The sequence below is a fragment of the Thermoactinomyces daqus genome (assembly GCF_000763315.1).
In the GTDB taxonomy this organism is placed as follows: Bacteria; Bacillota; Bacilli; order Thermoactinomycetales; family Thermoactinomycetaceae; genus Thermoactinomyces_A; species Thermoactinomyces_A daqus.
Window position 1 is genome coordinate 67,641 of the sequence record NZ_JPST01000061.1, and the last position, 6,215, is coordinate 73,855.

Annotated in this window: 5 protein-coding genes and 1 pseudogene; 4 read left to right on the forward strand and 2 right to left on the reverse strand. The window is 43.7% G+C overall.

All coding sequences use genetic code 11. From position 1 onward, the window contains the following. The first annotated feature begins 21 nt into the window (after positions 1-21). Entirely contained in the window at positions 22-579 is a 558-nt protein-coding gene (locus tag JG50_RS0117025; protein ID WP_033102300.1) for a UbiX family flavin prenyltransferase, read from the forward strand. Between the two features lie 323 nt (positions 580-902). Here the strand turns inward: JG50_RS0117025 and JG50_RS0117030 are convergent, their stop codons facing one another. Further along, complete coding sequence (locus JG50_RS0117030) at positions 903-1,424, reverse strand: SRPBCC family protein (RefSeq protein ID WP_033102301.1); 522 nt, start codon at positions 1,422-1,424, stop codon at positions 903-905. 674 nt (positions 1,425-2,098) lie between these two features. Next, a complete protein-coding gene (locus JG50_RS0117035) occupies positions 2,099-3,124 on the reverse strand; it encodes a hypothetical protein (RefSeq protein WP_033102302.1) in 1,026 nt (341 codons plus the stop codon). A gap of 619 nt (positions 3,125-3,743) precedes the next feature. Here JG50_RS0117035 and JG50_RS0117040 point away from each other — a divergent pair. From JG50_RS0117040 to JG50_RS19590, 3 genes and pseudogenes are all read left to right on the forward strand, one after another. Continuing rightward, positions 3,744-4,490, forward strand: a complete 747-nt coding sequence (locus tag JG50_RS0117040; RefSeq protein WP_033102303.1) for a DUF4328 domain-containing protein — start codon at positions 3,744-3,746, stop codon at positions 4,488-4,490. Positions 4,491-5,036: 546 nt separating this feature from the next. After that, positions 5,037-5,165 carry a Dna2/Cas4 domain-containing protein gene (locus JG50_RS21155; protein ID WP_152568638.1) on the forward strand — a complete coding sequence of 43 codons (129 nt, stop codon included), beginning with the start codon at positions 5,037-5,039 and terminating at the stop codon, positions 5,163-5,165. Positions 5,166-5,352: 187 nt separating this feature from the next. Beyond that, positions 5,353-6,193 (forward strand): annotated as a pseudogene (locus JG50_RS19590) (IS5 family transposase). Positions 6,194-6,215: the final 22 nt, after the last annotated feature.

Sequence of the window (6,215 nt, forward strand, 5' to 3'; positions counted from 1 at the left end):
GTTCTCTGACAGGTGATAGAAATGAAACTTATCGTTGCAATGACCGGCGCAACCAGGAGTATCCTCGGGATCAAATTGTTGGAGGCCTTAAAGGAATCCGGAGTGGAGACGCATTTGGTCATGTCGGAATGGGCCGAAAAAACAATGCAGATTGAAACATCTTACCGGCCCGATGAAGTAAAAAAGCTGGCTTCATACGTGTACGAGCCACATAACCAAGCATCGCGAATTTCAAGCGGCTCCTTTCGTGTCGATGGAATGGTCATTTCACCTTGCAGCATGAAAACACTCGCGGCCATCCGGATAGGGTTTGCAGACAGTTTAATTCCAAGGGCAGCAGATGTCATTTTAAAGGAGCAAAAAAAGCTGGTCATTCTTCCTCGTGAATTACCATTCAACAGGATACATCTTGAAAACATGCTGAGCCTTTCGAATGCTGGCGCTGTCATTTTACCGCCGATGCTTACGTTTTATAATAAACCTTCTACACTCGACGATGCCATCAATCATGTTGTTGCACGGACCATGGATCAGTTCGGAATTGAAAATCAGTTAACAAAAAGATGGCTCTCTCAATAGCAAAAATAAACGGGTGAAGGAGTATTTCCTTCCCCCGAATACCTAGCTCAAGCATTAGTCTCAAGTTACCGTCTACATTGAGAAGATTCACATTACCATGGATCAACGGATACCAAAATTGGCCGTCACTACCTCTACTCTTATTATCATGCGCCCTCGCTGATCTTAGCGAGGGTTTTATTAATATTATGATAGTGATTCTGAGAAAAAAGTGAGGGGTTTTTTCCATGAAAAAATGCGTAAACAAGGGGGAACCTATCCCAAAAAGATCAGAGAGAGATTCCTCCCACTTGGATTAATCAGCTTCTCAATAAATTGGCATGTCAAATTGCCTTTGCCAGGTAATCGGCGAGCTGGTCAAAGGTTCCGGCAAAGCCTTGCTTCATTGATTCGATTCCTGCCTCATAGGTCTTACGCTCTTCCTCTGTCGCGTTTACAGGACCCCCTCGAAGGGTGATCGTGGTTTTGCCTCCATTCTCAAATAACGTCAGCGTATTTAATACTTCCAGCGGCCAGGTCGGGCTAAACGGGGCACGGACCGCATTGCCTTCCACATCGGAAAAGGAATTGATGAAGACAATCCTCTCCGGCGCAACGATTTCACGATAAACAAACTTGCCCCACATTTCATTCCCGTCAGGGGATGTCATGCTGTAGTGAAAGACGCCTCCCGGGCGGAGATCCAACTTGGAAACACCAAATGCGAATCCTTTCGGCCCCCACCAGTGCTTCAGATGCTCAGGCTCAGTCCACATCTTGAACACAAAATCACGTGGTGCATCGAATGTGCGTGTGATAACGAGCTCACCCTCTGCGCTGTTGTTTGTTGCATTTTTTTCATTCATTTCCATTCCTCCATTTTCGAATTGGGCAGTGCCTAAGCTCCCCCTTGGCAGGACTACTTCTCTTCGCGATGGATCACTTCCTTTCTTTGCAGAACAGGAAATCATCCAAGCGGTCGAAGAAAGAGACCATTTCTCGCTCTTCCTCATTCACCCGCTCTCAATCCTTCCTTTCGAATCGCTTCACCCTCTTAAGCCGGACAGCGCTTCACCTTCATCCTGGATTGACCGGTTCTCTCCTCCTTTCCCCGAATTATCAAAGTCGGAACTCAGTCATTTCTTTTACATGGAAATAGCATATTTTGGGGTTGATCAATGACTGGAAAAGAGATTAAGTTCCATTTCCATTATGTTTATCAGTACTTTTCTTAAGGATTTTCACCGAGGCTACCAATTCACCTTGTTCGTTATGCAAACACCTGCGAAAAAAGTTCACACTTTTCCGCTGCATGAATTTGTCTATCACCCACTAGCGGGCTCATCTAGATGGTCCCGTTCGGAAGAGAAAACATCTTATGCCTTTTCGTAATGGAACCCAACCGTTCTCAACATCTCCCCCCCAAATAGTCCATATAAATTGAAAAAATCCAAATGCCCTCAGTACCCCCTAAACAAAAAATCTGTCAACCTTGACCTGTTTTTTATGTTCGGAAGGTTGACAGACTCTCTATTTTAATCTATTGATTGCTTTGTTTGTTAAAAGCATAGGCAAGGGAGAAAATATTACTGATTAAGGTCATTCGGAAGTTAGAGATCGTCAAGAATTTGTAATCATTAAGAACATTCATTTCTTCTTTGTCTAGATTAGCACCATAGACGAGGAGAGGAATCTCATCCTTCCTTTCTATGAGCAACTTTGCAATGGCGATTAATTCTTGGTCCATCGATCCATCTACTGGCTTGACATAACGGTAAATAAGGATATCGATTTCATGATTTTCAAGCGCTTGTCGCAATTGATCACGGTCAAACAATGCCACTTTAATATGCTTAATTCCACGCCGACGGATCAGATCGACTTCTTCTGTTTTCATTTTTTCAATCTCTGCTCCAGGTCCCATGACCCAAATTCGTGAAGAAGTAAATGTTTTTTCATTCTCGATATTCTTTTTCAGCGCAACCAAATCTTGTTCAGTTTCACGAGTAAATTGTTCTAACATATCCTGATACTGCTTTTCCATCTGCGATTTCACTTTTGCCATCTGATGTTGGTAACCTTCAAGGGCCAATGCCAGTTCGTTTTTCACTTGTTTTTCAAGGGTTCGTTTTTCTTCTTCTAAGCGTTCTTTAAACTTATTATTTAGCTCTTTTTTGGTTTGATTTAATTCGGACTCCATCAGCTTTCTTAAATCGTTTTTTGTCTGACCGATACTAAAATAAATGATGGCAACTCCAGCGCCTAACAACGCGGTTTGCAAAACCAAAAAGAACTGAAACAATGTAAATAACGAGTCCCGCTCTTTCTGCACCGAATCCTGAAAACTGGTCATTTCCGCCTGTACATGATCTCGATAATTCTTTACTTCATCCTCAAGATCTTTTAAAAACTCGCGATGATCTTCCAAATCGGCAACACGACTGTTCAATTCATCCAGTGTAGGAGTCTTCTCCGGTTGCTTAGAATCTTCTGCATAAGCCAGAACAGGAAGACTTAGCAGAAAAAACAAGCAGATCAATCCCCCTACCCCATGCCGCCATTTCATATAATTACCTCCTCATCCGTACAACAAGATCCAAGCAGCAGTTTATTTTCCTTACATACTATCCATTGTAGGGAAAGAATCAATCTTTGAAAAGAATAAAAAATTTCTCGATATTTTAATAGGGAATCAGAAATAAGAATTAAAGAAAGGCAATGTCTGTCAACCTCCCGGTGATGAAAACTGAGGAGGGTTGACAGACTTTTTATTTTATATCGGCTAAGGGTTGTTATTCAGCAAAAAAACTTTACAGAATACATAACCGATGAGGTAATCATGATCAACTACTTAGACCAATCAAATGGGAGGGAAAAGGGTCCCTGACCATCGATGAATATCTCCGCTCCGTCTGGCTCTTAGAGAAATAGTATACGGACACTAATGATGACGATTTCATCCCAAAGATATTCACAACCTTGGATGTCCAGGATTGGAAGCAACACATGCAAACCAATGAGAAATTGAGATCAGCCGCCATCAATAAAACGAATCTCCTCCCTCGTGAGGAAAACCGCCTAATGGAAAACCATTTTTTATAAAATTTATTTTAAAAAAAATATCATTTAGTATAATAGCTTGGTAAAAATCAATCAACAGGAGGGGTGTTTATGGATCTTCCATAATGGCTTACCGTTCCGCCAACAAACGGAGCAAAGCGCTTCGCATCAGTCTGTATGCCTTTATCATCATTAATATTTTGTATCTGTTTGGATCAGTGAAGGAAATCAGTTCGTACTCCGGTTTTCCAAAAAACGCGGTTCCCAGTGCTGATGAGGTCCTGAGCGCGTCGTTTTTGACATCGCTGTCGGCCGTGTTGTATCTCATCTGTTTCATCGTCACCATCATCCTTTGGTGTTTATGGATTCGTCGTACATATCAAAATCTTTATGCGATGGGGATTCAAGGTCTCCGGCAAACTCCCGGGTGGACGGTTGGCTGGTATTTTATTCCCGTCGCCCTCATCTGGAAACCGTACGAAGGAATGAAAGATGCCTGGAATGCCTGTTCTGTTTCTGCCCCTCCATCCGGGACCAGCCTGCAAAAGTTGGCAGCTCCGTCAATCATAAAAATTTGGTGGATGCTTTGGGTGTTTTCCTCCATTTTGAGCAGATCGTCCTCCCGATTCGAGTCACGGGCGCATACGGCAGGGGAATTAACCAGTGCAGCCGTTATCGCCATTATCAATGCATTGGTCGACATCGTGCTTACGATTGTGGCTATTCAACTCGTGAAAAAACTGACGGAGAGGCAGGAAGAAAAATACCACTCTTTGGCGCCGCAACCCGCTTCGATTCCGGAAACAGAAACAAGTTCTTCTTTTACCTTCAAACAACCAGAGACCAACAATGCCGGCTCCGATTTCGGTTGATATTAACAAATGGCAAAGGCCCATTCCCGCAAAATTGGGATTGGGCCTTACTTACGTCCAGATGCGGCGGCGGATCTCCAGAAAGGAATAGATGACACTGCTCGTCACCAACCTGTCCGGTTCCACATCCAGTAAAATCACTTTTTTCCATCTTGTCAGTGCCTTTTTCCGTTCGGACATGTCCAAGATACATGCAACATCTACGGTCGTTCACTTTACCCCTTGATTTTATTGGGTTTATCCGTGCTTTTCCGAACAATCCTTGGACGATGTAATAGATCGCCCAACTTTCATTCAACTAAACTCCCAATACCTCTTGTTCCGCTTCAAGATTGAACAACTTTCAATACTATGATGGATTCAACTAAACCGGAGGTGAACTTGTGGACGTTTACGCCCGCAGCGAATTTCAATACCAAAATGGATGCAACTAAACGCGGGAAGCGGACCGGGAGATCAAAGAAGGGGAAGCCAGTGGACAGGAATTTGATTACAGTTAAAAAATCCAATCATTTTTATGTCCAAATCAAGTGAAGACATCATTGGATGAACAAAAACAGAGTAAAAGTCGAACGAAGAATCGAGGAGATTTTAAAGATCGCCAAGCAAGAACAAATGCCACCACTTCATACGAATACTCATTTGTGCTGTAAATGTGCCTATTTTGGTTTTTAATATGGAGGAAGGGAATATCAAAACAATTTTTCTATATCACATGCAATGGAAGTCTGAGACGGAAGCATAACACGGTGTCATTTGAACATGAAGATGGCCACATCTATTTAGGGCGTGTCCGGTGAATATTCTAAGATTCCATGATAAAATGAAAATTAACATAATATTTCGTAAGGGGACATCTATGATGAGACGGCGATACGAAATTACGGATGAAGCTTGGGAAAAGATTGCTCCATTGTTACCCTCAAACGGTAAGCGTGGAGGTCAATGGAAAGACCACCGGACCATTTTAAACGGGATTCTTTGGAAGTTTGGGACAGGAGCTCCTTGGAGAGACCTCCCCGAGCGCTATGGTTCTTGGAAAACCTGCTATTATCGCTTTACTCGTTGGCAGAAGGATGGAACCTGGGATCGCTTGCTGAAGTATGTCCAAACCTACTCCCATGCTGTTTCCGATGTCGACTGGGTTGTTTTCGTCGACAGTACAATCGTCCGAGCTCATCAGCACGCCGCAGGCGCGCCCAAAAAAGGGGGATCCTCACTTCCAAAATGAGGCACTGGGTCGGAGCCGTGGAGGACTGACGACCAAAATTCATCTTGCTTGTGATGGGAAAGGTCGTCCTCTCGCTTTTACCATCACCCCAGGTCAACAGCATGACTGTACCCAATTACAAGCATTGCTGGACTCCATTTGTGTTCCCCGTTTTGGAAAAGGAAGACCTCGTAAGAGGCCGGATCATTTGATTGCAGATCGCGGCTACAGCTATCCATTTTGCCGGCGTCTTCTCCTCAAACGTGGCATTCCCCACACGATTCCAGAGCGTAAAAATCAGGCTGAGCGCCGGTCCAAAAAGCCAGGTCGTCCTCTCTCCTTCAGTAAAGAACGATATGCACGTCGAAACATGATTGAACGTTGTATTAACCGTCTGAAGCAATGGCGTGGCTTTGCCACGCGCTATGAAAAACGGGCGGTTTATTTTTGTGCTGCCATTACCTTGATTTCCCTGATGATTTGGCTCAATTAGTGATTCACCAGACACGCCCTAG

Excerpts from the sequence above, each read along its gene's own strand:
- JG50_RS0117025 (WP_033102300.1), top strand. The coding sequence starts at position 22 with ATGAAACTTATCGTTGCAATGACCGGCGCAACCAGGAGTATCCTCGGG.
- JG50_RS0117030 (WP_033102301.1), bottom strand. The coding sequence starts at position 1,424 with ATGAATGAAAAAAATGCAACAAACAACAGCGCAGAGGGTGAGCTCGTT.
- JG50_RS0117035 (WP_033102302.1), bottom strand. The coding sequence starts at position 3,124 with ATGAAATGGCGGCATGGGGTAGGGGGATTGATCTGCTTGTTTTTTCTG.
- JG50_RS0117040 (WP_033102303.1), top strand. The coding sequence starts at position 3,744 with ATGGCTTACCGTTCCGCCAACAAACGGAGCAAAGCGCTTCGCATCAGT.
- JG50_RS21155 (WP_152568638.1), top strand. The coding sequence starts at position 5,037 with ATGAACAAAAACAGAGTAAAAGTCGAACGAAGAATCGAGGAGATTTTA.